Origin of the sequence: Aurantimonas endophytica (assembly GCF_014196845.1) — a bacterium.
Lineage (GTDB): Bacteria > Pseudomonadota > Alphaproteobacteria > Rhizobiales > Rhizobiaceae > Aurantimonas > Aurantimonas endophytica.
Window position 1 is genome coordinate 113,649 of the sequence record NZ_JACIEM010000001.1, and the last position, 24,666, is coordinate 138,314.

Genomic DNA, 24,666 nt, shown 5'->3' on the forward strand with positions numbered 1-24,666 from the left:
CCGCGGCACAGCAAGGCCAGTAAGCGAGGATTCATGCGCTGCCCCTATTGCGGCTCGCAGGACAGCCAGGTGAAGGATTCGCGCCCCGCCGAAGATGGCGGGGCGATCCGTCGCCGGCGCGTCTGTCCGGATTGCAACGGCCGCTTCACCACCTTCGAGCGGATCCAGTTGCGCGAGCTTCAGGTCTTGAAGAAGGCCGGCCGCAAGGTGCCGTTCGACCGTGACAAGCTGGCGCGGTCGGTCGAGGTGGCGCTGCGCAAGCGACCGGTCGAGCCCGAACGGATCGAGCGGCTGATCTCGGGGATCGTGCGCCGCCTCGAGCAGTCGGGCGAGCAGGAAATCCCCTCCGACATGATCGGCGAGATGGTGATGGAGGCGTTGAAGGGCCTCGACGACGTCGCCTATGTCCGCTTCGCTTCGGTTTATCGCGACTTCCGCGAGGCCAAGGACTTCGAATCCGTCATCGGTGAACTGGCCCGCTCGCAGTTGCCGGCCGACCCGGCGAAGCCCGCATGACCGCGGTCTCCAAGGACCCGACACCGGCCGCCTCCGAAACTGATCGGCGTTTCATGGCGGCGGCGATCCGCTTTGCCATGCGCAATGCCGGCCGAACCGCCACCAACCCGTCAGTCGCCACGCTCATCGTCCGCGACGATGGCGAGGGACCGGTAATCGTCGGCCGCGGCGTCACCGCGCTCGGCGGCCGCCCGCATGCGGAGACCGTGGCGTTGGCGGAAGCCGGCGACCGGGCGCGCGGCGCGACGGCCTATGTGACGCTCGAGCCCTGTGCCCATCATGGCCGCACGCCGCCCTGCGCCGAGGCGCTGGTGACGGCGGGGGTGGCGCGCGTCGTCTCGGCCGCGGCCGATCCCGATCCGCGCGTCGACGGCAAGGGGCATGCGATCCTGCGCGCCGCCGGCCTCCAGGTCACGCCGAGGGTGATGGCCGAGGAAGCGGCGGAAACCATGTCCGGCTATCTGAATCGGCATCGCAGGAACCGGCCGGAAGTGACTCTGAAGCTTGCGGTTTCGCGCGACGGCAAGATCGGCATCCGAGGCGGCGGCCAGGTCAAGATCACTGGCCCCGTCGCCGATGCGCAGACCCATCTCGTGCGCGCCCGCCACGACGCGATCCTGGTCGGCTCCGGCACGCTCCTGGAAGACGACCCGCGCCTCGACTGCCGGTTGCCGGGGCTCGGCGACCGCTCGCCGACACGCATCGTCCTCGACCCGCGGCTGCGCACAGAGCCCGGCATGGCGCTGGCGCGCACCGCCGGCGACACGCCGACGCTGATCGCCACCTTCGTCGATGCCGACCCCGCCCGACGCGCCGCGCTCGCCGCTTGCGGCGTCGCGTTCCTCTCCTGCGAGACCGATCCGGACACCGGCCGGATCGCGCTGCCGGAAATGCTGGAGGATCTCGGCGCCGTCGGCATGTCGAGCATTCTCGTCGAAGGCGGTGCGGAGACCGGCGCGAGCTTCCTGGAAAGCGACCTCGTCGACCGGCTGATCCTTGTCGAGGGCGACACCGAGGTCGGCCCGGACGGCGTCGCCGCGCCGATCCTGCCGTCTGTCGCCGGCCAGCGCTTCCGGCCGGTGCGGAGCTATCGCTTCGGCCCGGATCACTGGTTCGAATATGTGCGGAGAGACGACTGATGTTCACCGGACTCGTCACCGACGTCGGCCGCGTTGAAAGGGTCGAGCAACTCGACGAGGGGCGCCGGTTCCGGATCGGTACCGCCTACGACACCGCCTCCATCGATCTCGGCGCCTCGATCGCCTGTTCCGGCGTCTGCCTGACCGTCACGGCCTTGCCGCAGGCCGACGAGGACCGGCGCTGGTTCGAGGTCGAGGCGTGGGAGGAGGCGCTGCGGCTGACCACGGCGGGCGTGTGGGAGGAGGGGACGGCGATCAATCTCGAACGCTCGCTGAGGATCGGCGACGAGATCGGCGGCCATCTCGTCTCCGGCCATGTCGACGGGCTGGCGGAGATCGTCGCCGTCGAGGCGGAAGGCGAGGCGACGCGATTCCGGCTGCGGGCCGGTCCTGACGAGAAGCGTTTCATCGCCCGCAAGGGCTCGGTCTGCCTCGACGGCACGTCGCTCACGGTCAATTCGGTCGAGGACGACTGCTTCGACGTGCTCCTGATCCGGCACTCGCTCGACGTGACCACCTGGAAGGACCGGCAGGTCGGCGACGTCGTCAACCTTGAGGTCGACCAGATTGCGCGCTATGCCGAGCGCCTGTTCGGCGCGCACCCGGCCGCTACGTGAGCGAGCCGTCCGCCGCCGGCCCATTCGGACAGCCAAGCATCAGCCGGCGCGGGCGGGTGGCGGAACCCGCAGCGGGGCCGTCCTTGCCGGTCCCCCCGGCTGGCGTTGCCGCGTCGTCCGCCACGAAGGAATAGAACATGGCCGCAACGCCGCACATCCTCATCGTCGAGGCCCGCTTCTACGATCACATCGGTGACCTGCTGCTCGCGGGCGCGAAGGCCGCGCTCGACGATGTCGGCGCCACCTACGACGTCGTGACCGTTCCGGGCGCTCTGGAGGCGCCGGCGGCCGTCGGCTACGCACTCACCGGTGCCGACGAGGGCGACAAGGAGTATGACGGCTATGTCGTCCTCGGCTGCGTCATTCGCGGCGAAACCTACCATTTCGAGATCGTCGCGGGTGAATCCGCCCGCGCGCTGATGCTGCTGTCCATCGAGGAGAACCTTGCTATCGGTAACGGCATCCTCACCGTCGAGAACGAGGAGCAGGCGCTCGAACGGGCCGACCCCAAGCGCAAGGACAAGGGCGGCGCGGCGGCCCGCACGGCGCTGGCGATGATCGCGCTGCGCGACCGGCTGGGAGCGTGAAGGCGATGGCCGACACCGAGCCGCAACCGCGTTCCGTCAAGCAGGCCAACAAGCGCGGCGCGGCGCGTCTCGCCGCCGTGCAGGCGCTCTACCAGATGGATGTGGGCGGCACCGGCCTCCTGGAGACCGTCACCGAATACGAGAGCTATCGCCTCGGCCAGGAGATCGACGGCGAGACCTATCGCGATGCCGACGCCGCCTGGTTTCGCGACGTCGTCTCCGGCGTCGTCCGTGCGCAGAAGAGCATCGACCCGCTGATCCACGCGTCGCTACCGACCGACTGGCCGCTGTCGCGTCTCGACACGACGCTCCGGGCGATCCTGCGGGCCGGCTGCTACGAGCTGTCCGCCCGCAAGGACGTGCCAGTCGCGGTGATCGTCTCGGAATATGTCGACGTCGCCAAGGCCTTCTACAACGACGAGGAGCCCAAGCTCGTCAACGCGGTTCTCGATCGCATCGCCCGGTCCGAACGGGGCGAGGGCAAGGGGCGCGACTGATGACCGGCATTGCGCGGGGCGTCGCGGAAAATGCGGCCCGGCGCAATGCCCTGGTGCTGGCGACGGCGCAGGCGGTGGTCGGCTCGGCGGGGCCGATCGCCATCTCCATCGGCGGCCTCGCCGGCTTCTGGCTGCTCGCGGCCGACAAGTCCTTCGCCACGCTGCCGGTCACCGGCTACAATCTCGGCGTCGCGCTGGGCGCAATCCCCGCCGCCGCCCTGATGCGTGCCGTCGGGCGCCGGCATGGCTTCGTTGCCGGATCGCTGGTCATGTCGGCCGGCGCGCTCTGCGCCGCGATGGCGCTCTTCCAGCAAAGCTTCTGGCTGTTTGCGCTGTCGCTGCTGACCGTCGGCGTCGGGGGCTCCTTCACCCAGCAATACCGCTTCGCCGCAGCTGACGGCGCGCCGCGGACCTACCAGCCCCGCGCCATCGCCATCGTCCTCGCTGGTGGCATCTTCGCCGCGGTGATCGGCCCGCAGGCCGTCCGCTTCACCGACGGGCTGTTCTTCCCGGTGGAGTTTGCCGGCGCCTTCTTCGCGCTGGCGGTACTCGGGCTTGTCGGGGCCGCCGTGCTGAGCTTCCTGCGCGTCCCCGCTGCTTCGAGCGAGGACCCCGTCGCCGACGCGGTCCCCCCGCGCCCTTTGGCGCAGATCGCCCGACAGCCGCGTTTCCTCGTCGGCTTGCTCTGCGGCGTCGGCACCTATGCCACCATGAGCTTCGTGATGACCGGCGCGCCGCTGGCGATGGTCGGCTGCGGCCTGTCCCGCGACGTCAGCGTGCTCGGCATCCAGTGGCACGTGCTTGCCATGTTCGGCCCGAGCTTCTTCACCGGCCGCCTGATCGCCCGCTTCGGCAAGACGCGGATCGTCGCCGCGGGCATGCTGCTGCTCGCCGCCAGCGCCGCGGTCTCGCTATCCGGTCTCGCGATCTGGAATTTCTGGCTCGGCCTCGTGCTTCTCGGCCTCGGCTGGAATTTCGGCTTCATCGGCGCAACGGCCATGGTCGCAGAGACCTACCGCCCTTCGGAGCGCAACAAGACGCAGGGCCTGCATGACATGGTGCTGTTCGGCTGCGTTGCCGCCGCCTCGCTGCTGTCGGGCCGGATCTATGTCGCGGCAGGCTGGGAGACGATGAATTTCGTCGTCTTCCCGGTGGTCGCGACCTGCCTTGCCGCCCTCGCGCTGGAGGCGTTACGAGGCCGGAGGGTTGCCGCCAAGGGTTGAATCCCGCGCCACCTATCTGACTGCTTGACGGCATTCGGCCTTCCTATAGCCTCACTCTGTCCGGGGGCGGGGGGAGCCTACCGCGGAGCAAGCAGTGAAGGGGATGCGCCAGCGCTCCGCGCCAGGTGCACAGGTGAGGGGACAGCATGCCAACAATTCTCATTGTCGTGGCCATCTGCGGCCTGCTGGCGATCGCCTACGCGATATGGGCGACCAGCTCCGTGCTCTCGGCGGACCAGGGCAACGCGCGAATGCGCGAGATCGCCGCCGCCATTCGCGAGGGTGCGCAGGCCTATCTCGCCCGCCAGTACACCACCATCGCCATCGTCGGAGCGGTGGTCTTCGGGCTCACCTGGTTCCTCCTGTCGCTCTACGCCGCGACGGGCTTTGCCATCGGCGCGATCCTGTCGGGCCTCGCCGGCTTCATCGGCATGAACGTCTCGGTTCGTGCCAATGTGCGCACCGCGCAGGCGGCGTCGCGCTCGCTGGCGCTCGGCCTCGGCATCGCCTTCAAGTCGGGTGCGATCACCGGCATGCTGGTCGCCGGCCTCGCGCTGCTCGGCGTCACCGTCTATTTCTACGTCCTGACCGTACAGCTGGGCTTTGCCGCCTCCGATCGGACCGTCATCGACGCGCTCGTCTCGCTCGGCTTCGGTGCATCGCTGATCTCGATCTTCGCCCGGCTCGGCGGCGGCATCTTCACCAAGGGCGCCGATGTCGGCGGCGATCTCGTCGGCAAGGTCGAGGCGGGTATCCCCGAGGACGACCCGCGCAACCCGGCGACAATTGCCGACAATGTCGGCGATAATGTCGGCGACTGCGCCGGCATGGCGGCCGACCTGTTCGAGACCTACGCGGTGACCGTGGTGGCGACGATGGTGCTGGGGGCGATCTTCTTCGCCGGCACCGACATCATCGAGAGCGCCATGGTCTACCCGCTGGCGATCGGCGGCGCCTGCATCGTCACCTCCATCGTCGGGACGTTCTTCGTACGCCTCGGCGCCAACGGCTCGATCATGGGCGCACTCTACAAGGGCCTGTGGGCGACGACGCTGCTATCGATCGTCGGCCTCGCCATCGCCACCTGGGCGACGATCGGCTTCGGCGACATCGGCCAGTCCGCCGCAGGCCTGACGATCAACGGGCTCAACCTGTTCATCTGCGGCATCATCGGCCTCGTGGTGACGGGCCTGATCGTCTGGATCACCGAGTTCTACACCGGCATCGGCTTCCGCCCGGTGCGCTCGATCAGCCAGGCCTCGGTCACCGGCCACGGCACCAACGTCATCCAGGGCCTCGCCGTGTCGCTGGAATCCACCGCGCTGCCGACCATCGTCATCGTCGGCGGCATCATCTCGACCTTCCAGCTTGCCGGCCTCTACGGCACCGCCATTGCGGTGACGGCGATGCTCGGCATTGCCGGCATGATCATCGCCCTCGACGCCTTCGGCCCGGTGACCGACAATGCCGGCGGCATCGCCGAGATGGCGGGCCTGCCCGCCGACGTGCGCCGCTCGACCGACGCGCTCGATGCGGTCGGCAACACCACGAAGGCGGTGACCAAGGGCTATGCGATCGGATCGGCGGGCCTCGGCGCGCTGGTGCTCTTTGCCGCCTATAATTACGACCTGCAGTACTTCGTAGCACAGGCCCAGGCCGGCAACGGCTACGAGTATTTCCGGGACGTGCAGCCGGACTTCGCCCTCAGCAATCCGTATGTCGTCGTCGGCCTGCTGCTCGGCGGCCTCATCCCGTTCCTGTTCGGCGGCATCGCGATGACCGCTGTCGGCCGGGCGGCGGGCGCGATCGTCGAAGAGGTGCGCAAGCAGTTCCGCGAGGACCCGGGCATCATGGCCGGCACGTCCAAGCCGAACTACGCCAGGGCGGTCGACCTCCTGACCAAGGCGGCGATCAAGGAGATGATCGTTCCGTCGCTCTTACCGGTACTGGCGCCGGTGGTCGTCTACTTCGCCGTGCTGCTGATCGCCGACAAGAGCCAGGCCTTTTCGGCAGTCGGCGCCATGCTGCTGGGCGTCATCGTCACCGGCCTGTTCGTCGCCATCTCGATGACCTCGGGTGGCGGTGCCTGGGACAACGCCAAGAAGTCCTTCGAGGACGGCTTCGTCGATTCGGCGGGCGTGCGTCACATGAAGGGCTCGGAGGCGCACAAGGCCTCGGTGACGGGCGACACCGTCGGCGATCCCTACAAGGATACGGCGGGCCCCGCCGTGAACCCGGCGATCAAGATCACCAACATCGTCGCGCTGCTGCTCCTGGCGGTGCTCGCGCATTCCTGAGCGCAAATTTCATGCATGAAAAAGGCCCCGCGAGCATCTCGCGGGGCCTTTTTTGTCCGTCCTGAAGGACGCGCTATTGCGGAATGCGCGGGCCGCCCGAACTGCTCGTCGTATCGGTGAGGATCTGGCCGAGGAACGAAGCGTCGCGCCCGCTCGTCGGGGTCGTGCGCGAGATGAAGTCGAAGACCTGGCCGTTCTGCAGGCCGTAATTGGCGATGCGCGCCACGCGGCCTTCGGCGTCGAAATAGACGGCGAGCACGCGCTGGTCGACCAGCCGCGGTTCCATGAAGGCGACCGGCCGGACCCGCTTCTGGGAGATGTAATAGAAGACCTCGGTGTCGAAGGTCGCGGTCGTCGACGGCGAGCCGAGCGCCAGCAGTACCTGTTCGCGGCTGGAGCCGACCGGCGTCAGCTCGAGCGACCGCTCGTCGACGATGTAACCCTGGTTCAGCACCTCGGCCGTCGTGCATGCGCCGAGCACGAGCAAGGCCGAGACGGCGACGGTGGCGAAAAGCGGTCGTTTCAGGCGGACGGAACTGTTCACGCTAATCATACTCCCTGGGCCACCGGTCTGAGCTGCCTACCGCTTGGCGGCTAATCTGAGGCGCTGCCGAAAATCGACCGGCGGAACCCTGTTTCGCCGGTAAAAGCTACGGCGGAGCCTAGGTAAAGCACCTTCGGCGGCGTTGCAATCGACGCAAGCCTGTGGCACCGCCTGCCGCAGAGACGAGGCATTCCATCATGTTCCAACGATTGCGAGCCGGCCGCAGGAATCGCGAGATCATCGACGCGATCTACGTCGATCTCGTCGAACGCGCCCGCCAGCCGCATCTCTATGAAGAAGCAGGCATTCCGGACACCGTCATGGGACGTTTCGAGGCCCTGTCGATCCACGTCTTCCTGTTTCTCCGCCGTTGCCGCGACGACGCCGCCCTGCGCCCGCTGGCGCAGGACGTGGTCGACCGATTCATCGCCGATATCGACCGGTCGATCCGGGAACTCGGCGTCGGAGACCAGTCGGTCCCGAAACGGATGCGCAAGCTGGCGGGCATTTTCTACGAGCGCGTCAAAGCCTACGATCCGGCCATGGATGCCGGATCGGGGACCGGTCGCCTTGCCGAGGCGCTTCGGCCACGCGCCGTGGCGCCGGATGCCCCGGAAGGTGCGCCTCCGCGGCTGGCCGCCTACATGAGGGAAGCGGCGGCCCGTTTGGAGGCGGTGCCGGCGGCGGCGATTCTCGCCGGCAGTCTCGACGTGAAGGAAGCAACATGAACCGGGCAGACAACGACGACGGCGCGGTCCTGCGCTACGAGATCTCGGCGGTCAGGCTGCCGCGCGACGGCATGCCGGTCCGCTTCGATGCGGACGAGCGCGAGCGTGCGGCGCTGGCGCGCCAGCTGGACATCGTCGCGGTCGGGTCCCTCAGGGTAGACCTGCGCGCGACGCCCTGGCGCCGGGACGGGGTGCGCGTCGAGGGATCGATCACCGCCCGGGTGCAGCAGGAAAGCGTCGTCAGCCTCGAGCCGCTCGACCGGGCGATCGACGAGAAGTTCAAGGCGGTCTTCGTGCCGGAGGGGTCGAAGCTCGCCCGCGTCGCAGCGCCCAGCGAGCACGAGCTGCACATCGACCCGGAGGGCGACGATCCGCCGGAGGTCTTCCAGGGGGACCGGATCGATCTCGGGCCCTATATCGTCGAGGCGCTGGTGCTGGCGCTCGACCCGTATCCCCGCGCCGAGGGAGAGAGCTTCGACGAGGTCGACACCGATCCGGATCCGGATGCCGGACGGCGATCCGCATTCGGCGCGCTTTCCTCGCTCGTCGGGCCGGACGGAAAGGTCGACAAATGACCGGCGATCGGCGGTTGCCGTTCCCGCTCAAACGGCTATCTTCGCGCCGCGCCGCGGCCTGGCAGCGTGTGAAAGCGAGAATCATTTGACTTCAAGCACCGGCATCACGATCTCGATCGACGCCATGGGCGGCGATCACGGGCCGGCGGTGGTTCTGGCGGGCGCCGCGATCGCGCTGAAGCGGCATCCGGACGTCCGCTTCGTCCTGTATGGCGAGACCCAGTCGGTCCAGCCGGTTCTGGATGCGCATCCCGAGCTCGCGGCGGCTTCCGCGTTCCATCACTGCGACGTCTCGATCCGCATGGACGACAAGCCCTCCCAGGCGCTGCGCCAGGGCCGGTATAAATCGTCCATGTGGCGGGCCATCGACGCCGTGAAGACCGGCGAGGCCGACGTCGCCGTCTCCGCCGGCAATACCGGCGCGCTGATGGCGATGGCGAAGTTCTGCCTGCGCACCATGGCCAATATCGAACGCCCGGCGATCGCGGCGATCTGGCCGACGCTGAAGGGCGAGAGCATCGTCCTCGACGTCGGCGCGACGATCGGCGCCGATGCGCAGCAGCTGATCGACTTTTCGATGATGGGCGGGGCCATGGCGCGGGCGCTCTTCGGTCTGGAGCGCCCGACCGTCGGCTTGCTGAATATCGGCGTCGAGGAGGTCAAGGGTCAGGACGAGATCCGCGAGGCCGGCCGGCTGCTCAAGGAGATGCCGATCCCCGGCATCGACTATCGCGGCTTCGTCGAAGGCAATGATCTCGGCCAGGGCATCGTCGACGTCGTCGTGACGGAAGGCTTCGTCGGCAACATCGCGCTGAAGACCGCAGAGGGCACCGCCCGCCAGATCGCCGCCTATCTGAAGGCGGCGATGTCGCGTACACTCATGGCACGGGCCGGGTACATCCTCGCCAAGAGCGCGTTCGACCGGTTGCGGGACAAGATGGACCCGAGCAAGGTCAATGGCGGCGTCTTCCTCGGCCTCAACGGCATCGTCATCAAGAGCCATGGTGGCGCGAACCCGGAAGGTATTGCGGCCGCCATCGACCTTGCCCACGCCATGGCGCGACACGGGCTGCGGGAGAAGATCGAGGCCGACCTCGACCGATTCCATCGCCTGTCCGGCGAAACGACAGATCTCTCGGAAAGCATGCAATGACGTCACGACTGATGTCCGTGGTGCGCGGGACCGGATCCTGCCTGCCAGAGCGGATCATGTGGAACCAGGATTTCGAGGGGATCGTCGAGACCTCCGACGAGTGGATCCGCCAGCGCACCGGAATCGCCGCACGGCACATCGCCGGGGAGGGCGAGACAACCGTGTCGCTGGCCGAGACCGCGTCGCGCCGGGCTCTCGATGCTGCCGGCCTGACGCCGGACGACATCGACCTGATCGTGCTGGCCACCGCTACGCCGAACAACACCTTTCCGGCGTCGGCCGTGCAGCTGCAGGCGGCGCTCGGCATCGACCACGGTTTCGCCTTCGACATCCAGGCCGTCTGCAGCGGCTTCGTCTTCGGCCTGACCACGGCGGATCTCTATCTCAAGAGCGGCATGGCCCGACGCGCACTCGTGGTCGGCGCCGAGACCTTCTCGCGCATCCTCGACTGGCAGGACCGCTCCACCTGCGTGCTTTTCGGCGACGGTGCGGGTGCCGTGGTGCTCGAGGCGGTCGAGATCGCCGAAACGGAGGAGCCGCGCGGCGTCCTCGTCTCGCGGCTGCGATCGGACGGCGCGCACCAGTCCAAGCTCTATGTCGACGGCGGGCCTTCCACCACCGGCACGGTCGGCAAGCTGCGGATGGAAGGACGCGAGGTCTTCAAGCACGCCGTGGGCATGATCACCGACGTGATCGAGCAATCGTTCGAGGCCGCGGGGATCGGACCCGACGACGTCGACTGGTTCGTGCCGCATCAGGCCAACCGGCGCATCATCGACGCCTCCGCCAAGAAGCTCGGCATCGCGGCGGAAAAGGTGATCATCACCGTCGAGGGTCACGGCAACACGTCGGCTGCCTCGATTCCGCTCGCGCTCGACGTGGCGGTGCGCGATGGCCGCATCAAGACCGGGGACCTGGTGCTGCTCGAAGCGATGGGCGGCGGCTTCACCTGGGGCGCCGTTTTGGTCCGCTGGTAAATATCGGGTCTTGATTCGACAGTCGTTTCGTCAGATTATCCCGCAACTTACGGCGTCAAAGAAACAATCCCAGCGCCGGCAACTTCCGGGCCATTAGGGGGGACGAATGGGAGATAGAACTCTCACCAGGGCGGATCTTGCGGAAGCAGTGTTTCGCAGGATTGGCTTGTCCCGTACCGAATCGGCGCAGCTTGTCGAAATGGTGCTGGAAGAGATGTGCACGACCATCGCCGCCGGCGAATCGGTGAAGATCTCGTCCTTCGGATCCTTCCTCGTCCGCGACAAGAACGAGCGCGTGGGCCGCAACCCGAAGACCGGCGAGGAAGTGCCGATCTCGCCCCGACGTGTCGCCGTTTTCAAGCCGTCCAACGTGCTCAAGGACCGCATCCTCGAGGCTCACGGCGAGCGGCGTGGCGACGTCGAAGTCATGAAGGCTGCGGAATAGCCGGTGCAGCCACGGACGCATCGCCGATGACCGACAAGAGCGTCGACGCCTTCCGCACGATCAGCGAGGTCGCGGACGATCTCGACCTGCCGCAGCACGTGCTACGATTCTGGGAGACGCGGTTTCCGCAGATCAAGCCGATGAAGCGCGGCGGCGGTCGCCGCTATTATCGACCCGATGATGTCGAGTTGCTGCGCGGCATCCGCTACCTCCTCTACGTCAAGGGCTTCACCATCAAGGGTGTCCAGCGGATCCTCAAGGAGAACGGCCATCGCTTCGTCGTGGCCATCGGCTCCGGCGACACCGGCGCCATCGAGCAGATCCAGGCCGGGCGCAGCGCCGCTCCCGGCCAGGCCGAAGCGTCTGCGGGCGAGGTGCATCTCGACGATATCGACATCATCGCGGCTGAACCCCGGAAGATGGCGGCGGAGCCGAATGTCGAGACAGAGCGCAAGCCATCGAAGTCCTTTGCCGGACTGCTGCGGCGCGAGCCGGCATCCTCGGCGCCGTCTTCGGCCCTGACACGGGAAGCTGCGAAAGCGCTCGACGACGTCGTCATCCAGTTGCTGGAGTGCAAGCGCCTGCTCGACCAGGTTCGCTAGGCGTCGGCGCAGATCGGGCCTCCCCTCGGAGTGGCGCTGCTAGGCTGCCGAGACGCCGCTTCTTCGCAGCGGCGTCGCCGTGTTGCGGGCACGCAGGATCTCCTCCCAGCGCAGCGCATGCGCGACGATCGTCTCCAGGTCGTCGTAGCGTGGCGACCATCCCAACTCGCGTCGGGCGAGGTCGGAATTGGCGACGATCGCCACCGCATCGCCTGGCCGTCGATCCTGCAGCCTGACGTCGAAATCCCGCCCGGCGACCCGCTTTACCGCATCGATCACCTCGAGCACCGAATAGCCGCTGCCGTAGCCGCAATTGGCGACGAGGTTGCCGCCGCCGGCGCGCAGCCGCTGCAATGCGAGGTAATGCGCCTCGACCAGGTCGCTGACATGGATGTAGTCGCGGATGCAGGTGCCGTCCGGGGTCGGATAGTCGGTGCCGAAGACCGTCATGTGGTCGCGCTTGCCGGTCGCCGCTTCAGCCGCGACCTTGATCAGATGCGTCGCACCTTCCGTGGACTGGCCGATGCGGCCTTCCGGGTCCGCCCCCGCGACGTTGAAATAGCGAAGGGCCGCATAGCGCAGACCGTGCGCCGCCGCCGCGTCGCGCAGCATCATCTCTGTCATCAGCTTGGAGGTGCCGTAAGGCGATTCCGGCAACAGGGCGGCGCCCTCCCGCACCGGTATCTCGGCCGGGCTTCCGTACACCGCTGCCGTCGAGGAGAAGATGAAGCCCGAAACGCCCGATCGCACGGCGCTCTCGATGAGACTGCGGGAAGCGACCGTGTTGTTGAGATAGTAGGCGAGGGGGTCGGCGACCGATTCCGACACGATGATCGATCCGGCGAAATGGATGACGGCGTCGACGGCATGCTCGCGCATCGCCGCCTGGATCAGGTCCTGATCGGCGATGTCGGCAACGATGAGTTCTGCCTCCGCGGGAACCGCCCAGTCGAAGCCGGTGCTCAACCGGTCGACGACCACGACGGACTCTCCCGCCTCGACCAGCTTCCAGGCCATGTGGCTGCCAATATAGCCGGCGCCGCCGGTGACCATCACTGCCATCTCGGATCCTTCAGTGCGTCTCGTCGGCGCGGCCTGCGGCAGCGACGGCCATCACAGCGCTAGGCGACTTCGTCGCCGGCACGCTCCAGTCCCCATGCCAGTAGCCGTGCTGCGTCGGCCTCGGTGGCGGCCTCGACGTAGCAGCGCAGCTCCGGCGCATTGCCGGAGGCACGGAAATGGATGGAGCTGCCGTCGGCGAGCAGCGTGCGCACGCCGTCGATCGTATCGACGGCGGTGACGGTCCCGACCGGCGCAAAGAACTCCCGCCGGAAATCCTCTTCCCCCGACAGGCGCGCCAGGAATGCCGCGCTGCGCTCACCGGGTATGTTCGCCAGCCTGTGGGCAGCCGCGTGGCCCGCCCCGAGTTCACTTACGAGTTCGCTCAGCTTCTTGCCGCGCTCGCGCGCCTCGGCGAGGACGGCGATGATCGGCAGGACCGCGTCGCGCGTCGGCAGGGCCGCCAATGTCGCGCCCTCGAGCACCACGTCGGAATACAGCAGGAATCCGCCATTCGCCTCGAAGCCGGCGATCCGCTCGGCGCCGTCCGCGGCAGCAGCCGCCATGCCGGCGATGACGAAGGGCGAGCCGACGCGGGTGCGCTCGACGCGCTCGGCGATTCCGGCCTGTTCGATCGACGCACTCGAGGTGACGGGCGTCACGATCGTCGTCAGACCCAGGTGCCGGGCGGTCAGCAGTCCGATCAGATCGCCCCTGAGCAGCGTGCCGCGCTCGTCGGCCATCAGCGGCCGGTCGGCATCGCCATCGGTGGAGACGATCGCGTCGAAGGCGCCCGCGCTCGTCCATTCCGCGATGCTGGCGATGTCTTCCGGCCGATGCGCCTCCGTATCGACGGGGATGAAGCGATCGGAGCGGGCCAGGGCCGTCGGCTGCGCGCCCAGCCGCTTGAGCAGCCGCATCAGGAGGTCGCGGGCGACCGAACTGTGCTGGTAGACGCCGATCCGCATCCCCGCCAGGGCGTCGGGCAGGAAGCAATCGAGGTAGCGCTGCTCGTATTCGTCGAGCCCGGTCGTGTCCTCGGCTATGGACGGAGCCTGCAGCGGGCGCTCGACCACGCCCATCGCATGGAAGGCCGAGAGGATGCCCGCTTCGTCCGCCTTGGTGATCTCGCCGTCGCGGCCGTAGAATTTCAGGCCGTTGCGATCGTCCGGGATGTGGCTGCCGGTGACCATGATGGCCGGGCAGCCCTCGCGCAGCGAACGGAAGGCCAGGGCCGGCGTCGGTAGGGGCCCACAATCGATGGCGGTAAATCCGGCGACTTCGGCGGCAGCGGCACAGTCGGCGAGGATCTCCGGACTGCTGCCCCGAAGGTCCCGGCCGAGATAGACGACCGTCGGGGCGCCGGCCTTGTCCGACGCGGCGACATGGCGCAGGAACGCCAGCGCATAGGCAAAGCTCGGTCCGCCGACGAGGTCGGAAACCAGGCCGCGCAATCCGCTGGTGCCGAATTTCAGCGTATCCATCGCGTTGTCCCCCAATGGCCTGCAGGATCAGCCGGCGAAGCGGCCGACGCGGGTACCGGTCAGGTCTTTGGCCGGCTCGCACACGGGAGGTTCGTTATCGGGTCTTCGGCCTGCCCGGAAGAGGAAAATGCCGAGTTCCGGCATATCCCTCTTCCTTCGTCGGAAGGCTCTTGCGTCCGAACCCCGTTTTCTCTAGGGCTTTTGGCTGTCGGAGCGTAGCGCAGCCTGGTAGCGCACTTGGATGGGGTCCAAGGGGTCGGAGGTTCGAATCCTCTCGCTCCGACCAATAATCCCAGGCCCGCAGTTTTCTCGCTAGGCTCTCCCCAGCAGCCTTCTTGTCTGCGGCCAGCCGCCGTCTGGCCACCGTTCAGCAGCGTCGATCAGCCTGGAAGCCGCTGGTCTTCAGCCGGTATAGTCCTCGTCATCCCCACTCGCATGGTCCTCGGCCTGTTGGCGCACCGCCTCCTCCAGGGGGGCCAGCCCGTCGATAGTGTCTTCGTAGCCATCGTCTTCGAGGGCTTGGCTGGACGTGACGCTTGCTGGCTGCGTGCCGACGTCGAGCCTCACGGCGTCGTCGGCCTCGAGCGAATTCGGGTCGACGTCGACCGACTCGGAAGCCTCCCGCTCGGCGCTCTCGAGGAGCGCACGGTCGGATTCGGTCAGTTCGGCGGCGGCGGCTGCATCGTCTCTGATGTCCGACATTTTCACTTCTCCTTGGGCGACCGCCCGCCCATATCCGGTTGCAACGGGCTGGCGTCCGCGTCCTGCGCCGCGGCCTGTCGCCTCGGCACGCTCCGGCCGTCGCCAAGATCGGTGAGTTCCGGCACGTCGCCATGGCTCTCGACGGCAATCAACGGCTCGACCGTGTCTTCGACCGTTTCCTCGAGCGGCCGCAAAGTGCTGCTGTAGGAGTCCTCCAGCGCGACGATCTCCCGCGCTTCCATCCAGTGGCGTTCAGCGCGGCCTTCCGGCCGGTTCTCGCTTTCCCACAACGCGTGCGCCTTGGCGCGAACGCGGTCTTCGTCCAGATCGCTCATCTTGATCCTTGTCGCTTGATCGCACACCGGGCCGCGTCTTCGGCCGCAAGGCAGGATCCAGCCCGGTGCTCTCGCTCGGTTAATAGCCGGGGCGGAATGTCGTTCCGCGCGAAGACCTTAGCTGGCACAAATCGCGACGCGTCCAGCTGCCTTGCGGAAGGCGACTGCGAAGCGGCAACTGACGGACGCGCAGCCCGCGCCGTGAGGCGACGCTCTCGACGAGGCATCGTCCGCGCCGTTCCGAAGCGGGGTACTGCGGCCGGGGACCGGGATCCCAATGCGCTCCTGGCAAATCGTCCGTTACCCAAGTCCGCGTCGCCCGGCCGCGGTCATGGGCCGTAGGCGACCCAGCCCCTGAACGTGAATCCGGCGTAGAAGAGATCGACGCCCTCGAAGCCGGCATCGCGGAGTAGGGCGTGGTCTTCTTCCGGCGACAAGGCGGGCAATCGCTCGCCGATCGCCGCAATCGCACCCGACATCTGTGCGGCGGGCATGCCCGATTCCAACGCGAAGGCCGCGAAGCGCTCCAGCCAGAGCGCCTTGCCCTTGGGGTCCTGCGGGAAGCTGTGATGCGCAACGACGAAGGGGGCACCGGGCGCGAGGCGCCGTTTGACCTCGATCAGCGTGCGCAGGCGCTCCTCACGGGGAAGGAAGTGCAGGGTCAGGAGGCAGGTCGCACCGTCGAACGGGCCCTCCGGAGCCATGTCGATCGTGCCTTCGTGCAGCCGAACGCGAGGGGCGAGGGGACCGAGGATACGCCTGGCCAGCTCCAGCATCGCCGCCGAGGGATCGACGCCGTCGAACCGCCACCCGGGCCTGAACGAAGCGAAGGCCTGCAACTCCAGCCCGCCGCCCGCTCCGAGCACCAGGATGCGGCCGTCCTCCGCCACCCGCTCGGCGAGCAGCAGCGCCGTCATCCGATGCAGGTGCTCGAAGCCGGGCACCATTCGCACCGGATTCTGGGCATAGCGCGCGACCGCTTCGGGATCGGAGAACGGCGACGCTTGTTCGAGCCCACCCCTGCCGGCGAGTGCCTCGGCGGGCGCAGCTTTCCTGGCCATTCCGTCCCTATCCGAACACGAGCGAACGGTGAAGGGCGACGCCCGCCGTGACCCCGTCGCTCGCCGCCCAGGCAACACTGTGCGGGGCGCGGGCGATGTCGCCGGCGGCGAAGACGCCGGGGATAGTCGTCATCCTGTCTGCGTCCGTCTGGATCAGTGGACCGAGCGGTCCCTCGACGATCGCGCAGCCGAGCCGCCCCGCGAGGTCGCTGTTCAGCCGCGTCGGCGCCGCGATGTAGAGCGCCTCGAGCGACAACTCGCGGCCATCGCCGAGGGCGATGTGCGTGAGAGTGCCTTCGTTCCCCTCAAGTGCGAGCACGGGCGCCGGCTCGATCCGCACGCCGCGTCGCGCCAGCTCGTCCTGCGTCGCCGCGTCCGGCATCTCCTTGCCGTCGAGGAACAGTGTCGTCGGCCCCCATTCGGCGATCAGCATCGCCTGGTGCGTCGAGTGCGGCGCGGTGTGGAGGACGCCGAGGCGTTGCCCGGCAAACTCGTAGCCATGGCAATAGGGGCAATGGAGCACGCTCCGGCCCCAGCGCTCGCGCAAACCCGGAACGTCGGGCAATAGGTCGGTCAGGCCGAAGGCCAGGACGAGCCTCGCAGCCTCCAGCGTCTCGCCGCGGTCTAGGACAACGGCGAAGCCATCGTCGGTTCGGCGGGCATCGAGGGCGGTCGCCGCGATGAGCGACAGGCCTTCATAAGCGGCAAGCTGCTGGCGCGCGGCCGACAGGATGGCGCCGGGATTCGAGCCGTCCTGTGCAAGGAAGCCGTGGGAATGGGCCGCGAAGCGGTTGCGGGGCGCACCCGCATCGATCACCGCCACCGACCGGCGTCCGCGGGCGATGTAGGTGGCGGCGGACAGGCCGGCGAAACTGCCCCCGACGACGATGGCGTCATGCCGCATGGATTTCGTCCTTGAAGTCGCAATGGCTGCTGCGCCGCGCCATGCGAGCGTGGAAGTCGGCGCTGAGGGCGGCCAGCGTCACTTCGCCGAGGCGATCGAGAAGCAGGGCTTCGGCGCGCGCGAAGCTGTCGTCCATCGCCGCGTTGACCGCTTCCTCGACGAGGCAACCAGGAGCCTCGGTGCGGTTGCCCATCGCGAAGATGCCGGGCGAGCCGAGCGCCTCGTAGACGTCCCGCAGCGTCACGGTGGCGAGGTCCTTCGCGATGGTCCAGCCGCCCCCGTGCCCCTTCCCGGAACGCACGAGACCCTGCTCGCGCAATCCGGCCATGGTACGGCGGATGACGACGGGATTCGTCCGCATGGCCTTGGCAAGATGCTCGGAAGTGATCGGGCCGTCGGCCTCGGCCATGTGGAGGAGGACGTGCAGGACGCCCGACAATCGGCTGTCTCTTTTCATGAAACAAAAGATGTTACATGAAAGCAGCCGTGTCAAGTCGCGAGACGTATTGCCTGCTCGCGACAGCCGCAGCATTCTCGGCAATCGGGCGATAGCTAAAGCGTGTCGTCGAATCCGGCGCGTGCTTCACGCCGCAGCTGAACGCAATCCACGACCTTCGGGTAAGCGGCCGCCACTGCGGCAGTTCATTGCCGTCCGCGACGGTCATAGTCGGTTGCCTGCTGGCAGTCCCGGTCCAGGATCTCGAACGCCGTCCGCTCTTCGGGGAACCTGTGTGTCTCCCGATCATCTCGCCGAACGGGCCGAGAAATCGCGGAACTGACGGCTTGCACGTTCCTCCGGCCGCGATACGCCGCGGACGATGCGCTGGGAGCAGTTTGGCGAGTAGCCATCCTTCCACCTCCATCGGTTGAGAAGGCAAAACGCGGCAGTCGCTGAACGTGTTCCGGTGCGATCTGACGGTCGAACGGCGTTCCACGGCGGTTTGTCAGACAGGTCGAAAGCGGCCGCGCGACCTCGGTGGATGGACCCGAAACTGTCTGCCATAGTCGGGCCAACATGAATGGGGCTGCGCTGGGGAAACCTCGCGCCCGTGCCGGACAGGATGCGGTCTGCGGCAGCCTGAGCGAAAGGACTGTCGTGACACGATCTTCAATCGACCCGGCCGTGATCGTGGAGGCCGTCCGCGCCGGGATGCAGGCGATCGTCGCGCGAGCGGCGGCGGCAGGCGGAGTGACCTACAAATCCGACCGGTCACCGGTGACGGAGGCGGACGAAGCCGCCGAGCGGGCGATCCTGGCCGTCATCGAAGCCGTCTCCGACGTTCCGATCGTCGCGGAGGAGCGGTTCGCTGCCGGCCTTGTGCCGGAGGTGGGCCGCCGCTTCCTGCTGATCGACCCGCTCGACGGCACCAAGAGCTTCATTGCCGGGACGCCGGACTACACGGTCAATGTCGCGTTGATCGAGGCCGGGGTTCCGGTCTTCGGCTGCGTCGGGATTCCCGCGACGGGCGTCGTCTACCACGGCGGCGTCGGGTGTGCCCCGGTCGTGGAGCGTGAGAACGAGGTCCATGCGCTTGCCAACAGGCCGGCCCTGTCGGCGCTCGACGTCGTCGCCAGCCGCAGCCACCTGACGCCGCAGACCGAGGACTATCTTGCCCGGATCACCGTCGGAGACCGGGTATCGATCGGTTCGTCGCTGAAATTCTGCTTGCTTGCCGAAGCCAAGGCCGATCTCTACCCGCGCTTCGGGCGGACGATGCAATGGGACACGGCGGCCGGGGACGCGATCCTGCGGGCAGCCGGTGGCCTGACCGTCCGCACCGACGGCATGCCGCTGCCGTACGGGCTGACCGGGGCGCCGGGCGAGGACCTGTTCGCCAACCCTGATTTCATCGCCGTCGGCGACCGGTCGCTGCTGCGACGCGCCGCCATCCTGCCGGCGACGGATCAGTAGGCGGATTCCGACTTCAGCAGGCTGATCGGCGTCATGGCCAGAATGTAGAGGTCGAGGAGCAGCGACCAGTTCTCGATATAATAGAGGTCGTGCTCGAAGCGCATCTCCAGTTTTTCGGGACTGTCGATCTCGCCGCGCCATCCCTTGATCTGCGCCCAGCCGGTGATGCCCGGCTTGACCTTGTGACGGCCGAAATAACCGTCGACGATCTGCACGAAGGTCTCGTTGCGGCTGGAGATGGCGTGGACGGCGTGCGGGCGTGGGCCGACCAGCGAAAGCTCCCCGCGCAGCACGTTGAACAGCTGCGGCAGCTCGTCGATCGACGTCTTGCGGATGAATCGGCCGACGCGGGTGACACGCCTGTCGTTTCGGGTGACGATCTGCCGGGCGAGGGGATCCGACATCTCGTGAAAGAGCGAGCGGAACTTGTAGATCTCGACGATCTGGTTGTTGAAGCCGTGGCGCTTCTGGCGAAACAGCACCGGCCCGCGCGAGTCGAGCTTGATCGCGAGGGCGGTGGCAAGCATCACCGGGGACAGGACGAGCAGCGCCAGGCTGGCGAAGATCACATCGAACACCCGCTTGCCGACCCGGTCCCAGTCCGCCAGCGGCTGGTCGAACACGTCGATCAGGGGAATGTCGCCGACGAAGGAATAGGTGCGCGGCCGAAACCGCAGCTGCGCCGAATGCGCCGACAGGCGGATGTCCAGCGGTAACACCCACAGATGCTTGAGCATGGATAGCAGGCGCTCTTCCGCCGAGAGGGGCAGCGTCACGATCAGCATGTCGATGCGCGCGAGCCGGGCGAACTCCACCAGTTCGCGGATGTTGCCGAGCTTGGGATAGCCGGCGACGATCGGGGGCGAGCGTGAATCGTCACGGTCGTCGAAGATGCCGCAGATCCGGATGTCGCTGTCCTGCTGGCTTTCCAGGCTGCGGATCAGCGTCTCGGCGCCCTTGCCGCCGCCGACGACGACCGCCCGTCGTTCCATCCGGCCGTTCCTCGCCCAGCGGCGGATCTTGGCGCGAAGCACGAAGCGGCCGACGAACAGCGTCGCCAGTCCGGCGACGAGCCAGGTGCCGAGCCAGACGCGCGAATAGGCGCCGTCGTTGAACAGGAAGAACAGGGCCGCCGTGAGCAGCGAGAGCGTTCCCACCCACGCCACAGCAACCCGCCAGAACTGCGCAAGGCTACCCTTGAGGACGGCCAGATCGTAACCGTCCAGAATGCCGATTGCGACGACACCGGCGGCTGCGCCCAGCACGGAAAGGATGAGATAGGACAGCCAGAGATAACTGGACGAGCCGACATAGAGGAAGAAGACCAGCAGGCCGAGCCCCATCAGCAGCGCGAACTCGATGACGCGCCAGACGCCCGCAAGCAGGCGCGGCGTGATGAAATCGTTCTGGTACTGCAGAGCGGCGCGCGCCGCGAAAGCATTGAGCGCGGTCGTTTCGTCGGAAGTCTCGGACCGGAATGACCGCAAGGCCTCCCGGGTGAACGGCAGGCCGTCCTCCATGTTCGTCATGTGCCTTTGCTTCCGCGAAAGAACCCGGCGCGCGCCGACAGCCGTCGCTCGCGGCGCGGGTATGAGCCTGCCGGCCGGCACATTGGCACGAGGCGGCTAAGATTGCGTTGCTCAGCAGCGACGCATTCGAGGAAGTGGCTGGTTCCGTGCACCCTTTCGCGCATGGCGTTGCGGTCGCTGCTGATCGCCGCCAGCGCTGCGGATAACGGTTGCCGGGCCGGCCGCCGGATCGCGGCTCTAGAGCCAGCGCTCGCGAATGTAGAGCGTATCGCCGGGCACGATCGGGTCGGATGTCAGGACCCGCCCGGTCAGGATGCGTTCGCCGACCTGCCGCGTGATGTCCACCGATTCCTGCTCTGCCCGGGCCGTGAATCCGCCGGCGATGGCAATCGCCTTCTGTACGGTCATACCGGGGACGTAGGTGTACTGTCCGCCTGTCGTGACCTCGCCCATGATGAAGAACGGACGATACTGGTCGATCTGGACGGTGACGTCGGGATCGCGCAGGTATCCGCCCCGCAATTGGTCGGCAAGGGCCTGTTCGAGTTGCTGCGTCGTGCGGCCACGGGCCGGCACCGAGCCGACCAGCGGGAACGCGATATATCCCCCTTTGTCGACAGGGTAGGCATTGGTCAGACCTTCCTGCTCGAACACCGTGACCCGCAGGATATCGCCGCTGTCCAGACGATAGGGCTGGTTGAGAACGGCGTGGAAGGCTGGCGGAACCGGCTTGTAGGAAGCGCATCCCGGCAGCGACGCCATCATCACGCCGATCAGCGCCAAGGTCGTCTTTCGCATCATGTCCGTTCCGTCGGTTCCCGCCCGGGGCAGCAGGCAGCTCGGTTCATGTTGATAATTCGTTATGGTTAACCGCCGGTAAAACTGACAACCGACGGAGCCTCCGCTGCTTGCGCGCCGAGCATCGCGCAAGTTGCGATCGCTGTCGTTCCCTCACGTCGACGAGGGCAGATGACATCGTCGCCCGCTCTCCGTGGATGACGGAGCGGGCATCGCATCGCCACAATCGGCTGTCAGGCCGCCACCTTCGACATAGGTACGAGGCGCGCTGCCTTGACACCCGCTCGCGATCTGCGCTTTCGAAGCGCCGGGGCGGATGAAGCTGCCCCCCGCAGGTGAAGGTCGTGGCTTGAAGATCGCCTATTACGTCATCAATCTCGACCGTTCTCCCGACAGGCTCGCGGCCATCTCCGCAGATGCGGCCGGCAGCGGACTGCAGTTGCAACGTGTACCGGCCGTGGATGGCGCACTTGTTCCCGCCGAGGAGCGACGACGCGTCCTGGACGAGGCGGGGTTCAGGCGCCTGCATGGCAAGATTCCGATGGATGGCGAGTATGGTTGCTATGCCAGCCATCTCGACGCCTTCGAGGAGTTTCTCGCCGGCGATGCCGACGCGGCGGTGATATTCGAGGACGATGTCCGCCCGACCAGCGATTTCCTGCCGGTCGTCGAGGCCATCGTCGCGGTGGACGACTGGGACCTCGTCAAGCTCATGCATCACCGGATGCCGGCTCTCCGCTCGCGGCGCTCGCTCGGTGGGGGCCGCGAGCTGGGTCTCGCCTGGTTCGGCCCGACCGGCAGTTCGGCATGCTATCTGATCAACCGGCGGGCTGCCGAGGTCCTGCGGCTGCATCTCGTGCCCATGCGTCTGCCTTACGACGTCGCGCTGGAGCGCGGCTGGGCGCTCGGCCTCCGCGTCCGCCATGTCCGCCCTGACCTGGTGACCAGCAATGCGGCGACCAAGAAGAGCCTGATCGGCGGCACCAAGAAATACGCCGCGGCGCGGCTGGCCCCGTGGCGGCGGGTGACGACGCTGGCGTTCCGGACGTCGGAACTGTTCCGCCGCACATTCTATGCGGCCCGGGCGCGAGACCGCTCGTGATCAAGCGATGGCTCCTCGCCCGGCGGCCGTTCGACTCGCCCTTCCTGACCCTCGGCGTGGTATTGCTGGTGCTCGGCAACCCGTTCGCCAAATGGGTCTTCAGCCTGTTCGGCCTGATCGGGGTCAATCTCGGCTTCGCCCGTCACCGCACCTGGCGCTACGCCGACCCGGCCTTCTCCTGGATCATCGTCTGCTATGTCGCCTGGACGGCCTTCCTCGTGGTCGCCCGCGACGAACCGATCCTCGACAACCGCTTCCTGACCTATAGCGGGATCATCTTGGGCTTCGTGTTCCTGCCGATGTCGATCAGCCTGATCCGGCAGCCGCTCGACACGCTGATCCTCGGCTCCCGCCTCGCGATCCTTGCCGTGCTGGCGCTGATTCCCTTCGATCCGCTGCTGAACGACAATCGGCTCGGGCTCGGGCTCAACGAGGCGATCCTCGCCTTTCTCGTCGCGGTGGCGGGTCTGGCGGCGCGGATGGAGGCGCGGCGGCCGGAACCCTATCTGCCCAACAGCCGGCTGTGGACCTACGTCTCGCTCGTCCCGGTGCTGCTCACCGGCACGCGGGCGGCCTGGTTCGTCTACGTTCTCGTCGCTGTCTTCGATCTCCTTTCGCTTCTGCCGCGCTGGCGCGAAGTCCCCCCGCGGTTGCGCTGGCTGGCGTTGCCGGCCGTCGCCGTTGCCCTGGCGGTCGCGATCCCGGCGGCTTCCCTCGTCGAGAACCGCTGGGACGCAGGCCTGAAGGAAATTCAGCGGCTGGAGGAGACCGGCGTCGCGACCGGGTCGGTGGACGTCCGGGCGGTCATGTGGGCCGGATCCCTCGCCGTCATCGCCGACAACCCCGTGTCGGGCGTCGGCAGCACCAAGCGGGTGGCGGCGGTCTCCGCGGCCGTGGCATCCGGCAACGCCGGCTATGTCGGCAGCTTCACCCATCTCCACAACATGTTTCTCGACGAGGCGACATCCAACGGGCTGGTCGGCCTCGGCCTTCTTCTCGGGATCTTCGGCGTGTTCCTGTTCCAGGTGACCCGGGCGGCGCCCGGCGGACGGGTCGTCGAGACGTCCTACGCCTTCGTGTTCCTCGTCGTCACCTTCGGTTCGTTCCATGGGGTGCTGCTGAACGAATGGATGGTGCTGTCGACGTTCTCGTTCATGACGCTGGTGCTCGTCTCGATCCGGCGCGAAGCCTTCCGGCTTCGCTACTCGACCCGTCCGCCGGTCCGTATGGCTCAGCGCAGCCGCTAGAGAGCGACCCGGTCGCCGCGGCCGGCGCCGATAAAGGTCTGTACCAGGAGCCTTAGGTCTCCAGCGAAAGATCGCGACGCCGCGTATTCTGCGTCGATCCGCGCCAGGCGCTCGGGATCCGACATGTCGACGCCCAGCACCTGCGCCCGGCCGGTTATGCCGGGCCGCAGCGCGAAGACGCCGCGCCGTTCGCGCGCGGCAATCAGCTCGGCCTGCACCGGCAGGCAGGGACGGGGGCCGACGAGGCTCATCTCGCCCTTCAGGACGTTCCACAATTGCGGCAGCTCGTCGAGCTTGACCCGCCGCAGCCAGCGGCCGAGCCGCGTGATGCTCGCGGCTTGCGCATGATGTGTCGCCACGTGCGGCGTGCCCTCGGCCATCGTCCTCAGCTTGCAGCAGCGAAACCGCTGCTGCCCGCGGCCAACCCGCTCCTGCAGGAAGAGGCCGGGCCCGGGCGAGCTCAGGCGGATAACGACGACCAGCACCAGGATCAGCCATCCGAAGAGCAGCAGCCCGGCCGCGCTGACGGTGAAATCGAATAGTCGTTTCATCAAGCCGTTCCGGCGAAGGATCGAGTGAAGGCGCCTGTCGGCCGACCGGCACGGGACCGAGCCGCCTTGCCGGCGCGCCCCC

Annotated in this window: 27 protein-coding genes and 1 tRNA gene; 17 read left to right on the forward strand and 11 right to left on the reverse strand. The window is 67.4% G+C overall.

Features of this window, described 5'->3' with window-relative positions; all coding sequences use genetic code 11:
• The first annotated feature begins 33 nt into the window (after positions 1 to 33).
• From nrdR to GGR03_RS00615, 7 genes are all read left to right on the forward strand, one after another.
• A complete protein-coding gene (nrdR, locus tag GGR03_RS00585) occupies positions 34 to 516 on the forward strand; it encodes a transcriptional regulator NrdR (RefSeq protein ID WP_183205365.1) in 483 nt (160 codons plus the stop codon).
• The gene (gene ribD, locus GGR03_RS00590) at positions 513 to 1,655 is read left to right on the forward strand and encodes a bifunctional diaminohydroxyphosphoribosylaminopyrimidine deaminase/5-amino-6-(5-phosphoribosylamino)uracil reductase RibD (RefSeq protein ID WP_183205367.1); all 1,143 of its coding nucleotides are present in this window, start codon (positions 513 to 515) and stop codon (positions 1,653 to 1,655) included. The genes nrdR and ribD overlap by 4 nt, the downstream gene beginning before the upstream one ends.
• A complete protein-coding gene (locus GGR03_RS00595; protein ID WP_183205369.1) occupies positions 1,655 to 2,272 on the forward strand; it encodes a riboflavin synthase in 618 nt (205 codons plus the stop codon). The genes ribD and GGR03_RS00595 overlap by 1 nt, the downstream gene beginning before the upstream one ends.
• Positions 2,273 to 2,409: 137 nt before the next feature.
• Positions 2,410 to 2,859 carry a 6,7-dimethyl-8-ribityllumazine synthase gene (gene ribH / locus GGR03_RS00600; protein ID WP_183205372.1) on the forward strand — a complete coding sequence of 150 codons (450 nt, stop codon included), beginning with the start codon at positions 2,410 to 2,412 and terminating at the stop codon, positions 2,857 to 2,859.
• Positions 2,860 to 2,864: 5 nt separating this feature from the next.
• Positions 2,865 to 3,356 (forward strand): transcription antitermination factor NusB, encoded by a 492-nt coding sequence (gene nusB, locus GGR03_RS00605; protein ID WP_183205374.1) that lies wholly within the window; start codon positions 2,865 to 2,867, stop codon positions 3,354 to 3,356.
• Positions 3,356 to 4,579, forward strand: coding sequence for an MFS transporter (locus GGR03_RS00610; protein ID WP_183205376.1), 1,224 nt, complete (start codon positions 3,356 to 3,358; stop codon positions 4,577 to 4,579). The genes nusB and GGR03_RS00610 overlap by 1 nt, the downstream gene beginning before the upstream one ends.
• Positions 4,580 to 4,725: 146 nt before the next feature.
• Entirely contained in the window at positions 4,726 to 6,876 is a 2,151-nt protein-coding gene (locus GGR03_RS00615) for a sodium-translocating pyrophosphatase (RefSeq protein WP_183205378.1), read from the forward strand.
• Between the two features lie 73 nt (positions 6,877 to 6,949).
• On the opposite strand, the gene GGR03_RS00620 is transcribed toward GGR03_RS00615, so the two are convergent.
• A complete protein-coding gene (locus tag GGR03_RS00620) occupies positions 6,950 to 7,420 on the reverse strand; it encodes an outer membrane protein assembly factor BamE (RefSeq protein WP_418885024.1) in 471 nt (156 codons plus the stop codon).
• Positions 7,421 to 7,617: 197 nt separating this feature from the next.
• Here GGR03_RS00620 and GGR03_RS00625 point away from each other — a divergent pair, with 197 nt between their 5' ends.
• From GGR03_RS00625 to GGR03_RS00650, 6 genes are all read left to right on the forward strand, one after another.
• A complete protein-coding gene (locus GGR03_RS00625; RefSeq protein WP_183205382.1) occupies positions 7,618 to 8,148 on the forward strand; it encodes a ubiquinol-cytochrome C chaperone family protein in 531 nt (176 codons plus the stop codon).
• Complete coding sequence (locus tag GGR03_RS00630; RefSeq protein ID WP_183205384.1) at positions 8,145 to 8,723, forward strand: YceD family protein; 579 nt, start codon at positions 8,145 to 8,147, stop codon at positions 8,721 to 8,723. The genes GGR03_RS00625 and GGR03_RS00630 overlap by 4 nt, the downstream gene beginning before the upstream one ends.
• 85 nt (positions 8,724 to 8,808) lie before the next feature.
• The gene (plsX, locus tag GGR03_RS00635) at positions 8,809 to 9,876 is read left to right on the forward strand and encodes a phosphate acyltransferase PlsX (protein WP_281378948.1); all 1,068 of its coding nucleotides are present in this window, start codon (positions 8,809 to 8,811) and stop codon (positions 9,874 to 9,876) included.
• A complete protein-coding gene (locus tag GGR03_RS00640; RefSeq protein WP_183205388.1) occupies positions 9,873 to 10,853 on the forward strand; it encodes a beta-ketoacyl-ACP synthase III in 981 nt (326 codons plus the stop codon). The genes plsX and GGR03_RS00640 overlap by 4 nt, the downstream gene beginning before the upstream one ends.
• Positions 10,854 to 10,959: 106 nt before the next feature.
• Positions 10,960 to 11,298, forward strand: coding sequence for an integration host factor subunit alpha (locus GGR03_RS00645; protein WP_183205390.1), 339 nt, complete (start codon positions 10,960 to 10,962; stop codon positions 11,296 to 11,298).
• A gap of 26 nt (positions 11,299 to 11,324) precedes the next feature.
• Positions 11,325 to 11,900 carry a MerR family transcriptional regulator gene (locus tag GGR03_RS00650; protein ID WP_183205392.1) on the forward strand — a complete coding sequence of 192 codons (576 nt, stop codon included), beginning with the start codon at positions 11,325 to 11,327 and terminating at the stop codon, positions 11,898 to 11,900.
• A 39-nt stretch (positions 11,901 to 11,939) separates the two neighbouring features.
• On the opposite strand, the gene galE is transcribed toward GGR03_RS00650, so the two are convergent.
• Both galE and GGR03_RS00660 read right to left on the reverse strand, forming a co-directional pair.
• Positions 11,940 to 12,962, reverse strand: coding sequence for a UDP-glucose 4-epimerase GalE (gene galE, locus GGR03_RS00655; RefSeq protein WP_183205394.1), 1,023 nt, complete (start codon positions 12,960 to 12,962; stop codon positions 11,940 to 11,942).
• Positions 12,963 to 13,021: 59 nt separating this feature from the next.
• Complete coding sequence (locus tag GGR03_RS00660; RefSeq protein WP_183205396.1) at positions 13,022 to 14,443, reverse strand: phosphomannomutase; 1,422 nt, start codon at positions 14,441 to 14,443, stop codon at positions 13,022 to 13,024.
• A 209-nt stretch (positions 14,444 to 14,652) separates the two neighbouring features.
• Here GGR03_RS00660 and GGR03_RS00665 point away from each other — a divergent pair.
• A tRNA-Pro gene (locus tag GGR03_RS00665) sits at positions 14,653 to 14,729 on the forward strand.
• A gap of 116 nt (positions 14,730 to 14,845) precedes the next feature.
• On the opposite strand, the gene GGR03_RS00670 is transcribed toward GGR03_RS00665, so the two are convergent.
• From GGR03_RS00670 to GGR03_RS00690, 5 genes are all read right to left on the reverse strand, one after another.
• Positions 14,846 to 15,145, reverse strand: a complete 300-nt coding sequence (locus GGR03_RS00670; protein ID WP_183205398.1) for a hypothetical protein — start codon at positions 15,143 to 15,145, stop codon at positions 14,846 to 14,848.
• Positions 15,146 to 15,147: 2 nt separating this feature from the next.
• The gene (locus GGR03_RS00675) at positions 15,148 to 15,480 is read right to left on the reverse strand and encodes a DUF2934 domain-containing protein (RefSeq protein WP_183205400.1); all 333 of its coding nucleotides are present in this window, start codon (positions 15,478 to 15,480) and stop codon (positions 15,148 to 15,150) included.
• A 329-nt stretch (positions 15,481 to 15,809) separates the two neighbouring features.
• Entirely contained in the window at positions 15,810 to 16,427 is a 618-nt protein-coding gene (locus tag GGR03_RS00680; RefSeq protein WP_210292007.1) for a class I SAM-dependent methyltransferase, read from the reverse strand.
• 121 nt (positions 16,428 to 16,548) lie between these two features.
• Positions 16,549 to 17,445 (reverse strand): NAD(P)/FAD-dependent oxidoreductase, encoded by an 897-nt coding sequence (locus GGR03_RS00685; RefSeq protein ID WP_183205404.1) that lies wholly within the window; start codon positions 17,443 to 17,445, stop codon positions 16,549 to 16,551.
• Entirely contained in the window at positions 17,435 to 17,902 is a 468-nt protein-coding gene (locus GGR03_RS00690; protein ID WP_183206958.1) for an Rrf2 family transcriptional regulator, read from the reverse strand. The genes GGR03_RS00685 and GGR03_RS00690 overlap by 11 nt, the downstream gene beginning before the upstream one ends.
• A gap of 639 nt (positions 17,903 to 18,541) precedes the next feature.
• On the opposite strand from GGR03_RS00690, the gene GGR03_RS00695 reads away from it, so the two are divergent.
• Positions 18,542 to 19,357, forward strand: coding sequence for a 3'(2'),5'-bisphosphate nucleotidase CysQ (locus tag GGR03_RS00695; protein WP_252920134.1), 816 nt, complete (start codon positions 18,542 to 18,544; stop codon positions 19,355 to 19,357).
• On the opposite strand, the gene GGR03_RS00700 is transcribed toward GGR03_RS00695, so the two are convergent.
• The gene (locus GGR03_RS00700) at positions 19,351 to 20,886 is read right to left on the reverse strand and encodes an undecaprenyl-phosphate glucose phosphotransferase (protein ID WP_246367551.1); all 1,536 of its coding nucleotides are present in this window, start codon (positions 20,884 to 20,886) and stop codon (positions 19,351 to 19,353) included. The genes GGR03_RS00695 and GGR03_RS00700 overlap by 7 nt on opposite strands.
• Before the next feature lie 237 nt (positions 20,887 to 21,123).
• Positions 21,124 to 21,687 (reverse strand): polysaccharide biosynthesis/export family protein, encoded by a 564-nt coding sequence (locus GGR03_RS00705; protein ID WP_183205408.1) that lies wholly within the window; start codon positions 21,685 to 21,687, stop codon positions 21,124 to 21,126.
• A gap of 313 nt (positions 21,688 to 22,000) precedes the next feature.
• Between GGR03_RS00705 and GGR03_RS00710 the strand changes: the two genes are divergently transcribed.
• Complete coding sequence (locus GGR03_RS00710) at positions 22,001 to 22,786, forward strand: glycosyltransferase family 25 protein (protein ID WP_183205410.1); 786 nt, start codon at positions 22,001 to 22,003, stop codon at positions 22,784 to 22,786.
• A complete protein-coding gene (locus tag GGR03_RS24700) occupies positions 22,783 to 24,033 on the forward strand; it encodes an O-antigen ligase family protein (RefSeq protein ID WP_183205412.1) in 1,251 nt (416 codons plus the stop codon). Before GGR03_RS00710 ends, GGR03_RS24700 begins: the two co-directional genes overlap by 4 nt.
• On the opposite strand, the gene GGR03_RS00720 is transcribed toward GGR03_RS24700, so the two are convergent.
• Positions 24,030 to 24,584: a sugar transferase gene (locus GGR03_RS00720; protein ID WP_183205414.1), complete on the reverse strand. Its 555-nt coding sequence runs from the start codon at positions 24,582 to 24,584 to the stop codon at positions 24,030 to 24,032. The genes GGR03_RS24700 and GGR03_RS00720 overlap by 4 nt on opposite strands.
• Between the last annotated feature and the right edge of the window lie 82 nt (positions 24,585 to 24,666).